The sequence below is a fragment of the Halobacillus sp. BAB-2008 genome, from assembly GCF_000328325.1.
Taxonomy (GTDB): Bacteria; Bacillota; Bacilli; order Bacillales; family Halobacillaceae; genus Halobacillus.
In genome coordinates this window covers 1-1,660 of the sequence record NZ_ANPF01000105.1, presented here as the reverse complement: position 1 = coordinate 1,660, position 1,660 = coordinate 1, and the positions used below count along the sequence as shown (strand labels likewise).

The 1,660-nt window shown below is 29.6% G+C and carries 3 protein-coding genes; all 3 read right to left on the bottom strand.

What is annotated here, in order from left to right; all coding sequences use genetic code 11:
• Positions 1–345 (bottom strand): hypothetical protein (locus tag D479_RS20925; RefSeq protein ID WP_206536245.1); only part of this gene is annotated, 345 nt, incomplete at its 3' end.
• Between the two features lie 95 nt (positions 346–440).
• Positions 441–794 carry a hypothetical protein gene (locus D479_RS19050; RefSeq protein WP_008640329.1) on the bottom strand — a complete coding sequence of 118 codons (354 nt, stop codon included), beginning with the start codon at positions 792–794 and terminating at the stop codon, positions 441–443.
• Positions 795–821: 27 nt separating this feature from the next.
• Positions 822–1,660, bottom strand: an 839-nt coding sequence (locus D479_RS19045) for a glycosyltransferase (protein WP_008640326.1), incomplete at its 5' end; no start/stop codon positions are given.

The window sequence follows — 1,660 nt, the reverse complement described above, 5'->3', positions numbered from 1 at the left end:
ATTTATTAGATTAACATTATTTATATAACTAATTAAGAGAAATGTTGAGATCATAACCATAAATATCCCCAAAACTCCTGGGTGGCCAAGTGTTCCACTCATTCCTCTTTCAGTAATACTTATTAAACTAGTAGCTCTAAACGGTTCGCTACTCTCACCCAGAAAAGTGAGGCCAAGTGCTTTTCCATTTATGATTTGGTAAAGACCTAAAAGAATTTGAAAAACAACAATAAAAACAGCAGAATAAACCATATATTTCCAAGTGCTCATGACAGATATTGTTGTCATACAATAAAAAAGAAAAATTACGAATAATAATCTTATAAGTGGGTAAGCTGCGGCCAATTTATTATCTGCTAAAATAAATGAAATAGAACCAAAACAAAACATTAAAATAAAGGCTATTAACTCCCCACTTACTCTAAATTTATTTTTATTTATTAAAGCATATAAAACCACATAGCAATTAGAATATAAAATTGATTTATTACTAATGCAGCTCTTAAACCATTAGGATGATCTGCAGAAAATCCTACTTCTCCCTGGCTCCATAAAGGAACCTCTACATTAAATGATATACTCATAAGCAATAATAAAGATAAAACAAAGGTAAACCCCTTATACAATACACCGATAAATATTGGTACACCTATTAACATTCCTACTGCAATAAATATCCCTATATTAAACCCGTATATATAAAGATTAGTGGCTAACGCACTGTAAATTCCTATTAAAAAAAGTAGAAAAATATAACATATAGATAACCATTGATTATGTCTTAATTCCATCATACTCACCTATTATCCTTTAATGTTACTTTAAATTATTTTTTTAAGCTTTTCTGCCTCACTAAACCACTCTTTTGTTTTTTTAACTTTAAGTTGTTTAGTTTCTTTTTCGAGTTCTTGTTTACTCTCAAGTGCTTTTATAATTCCTTTTGCAATACTAGCACCATCATTATCAACAAATACAGATCCCTTATTAAATAATTTCTTAAGTGTATTTGTATTCGATAATACCATCGCCTTTTCATAACCAACCGCTTCTATAGCAACACTTAATTGGATAGTATCTAAGAGTGTTAAGCCCAAGATTATGTCCGCAGATTTGAGCATGGTCTTGTATGAGTCATCTGTCAGCCAACCTGTAAATTTAATATTTGAGGGTAGGTCACTTTCCTTTATAGAATGTCTATTCAGCTTTTCAGCACTTTTCTCACCTGTTATGTATATATTTATATGAGGTACCTTTTTTGCTGCTTCAACCAATTCTGATATGGGTTCATCACTATTAAAAGAGGCTGGGAATAAAACCAAATTTTCTTCAGGTTTTTCTATTTTTATACTTTCACTTGGTATAGGTAGGTTATCTTCTAAAACATGCACTTTTTCTAAATTTAATATCTTCTTATCTTTTACTTCGTTTAGTAAGTCATCATTATGCACAATAATTATTTCTGAACAAAAATTTATGAGTTTTATTGAAAAAGGGAAATTCAACCACGGACTTCTAAATTGTCCATTATGACAGTCTGATATTATTTTTGTGTCACGAAAAAAAAGTTTATAGATAAATACTTGATACAATAGAATTGATGGGGGTAATTGAATCCATAAGGTACTCGGTCTGTTTTTTAATAATATTATAAATGTTTTAT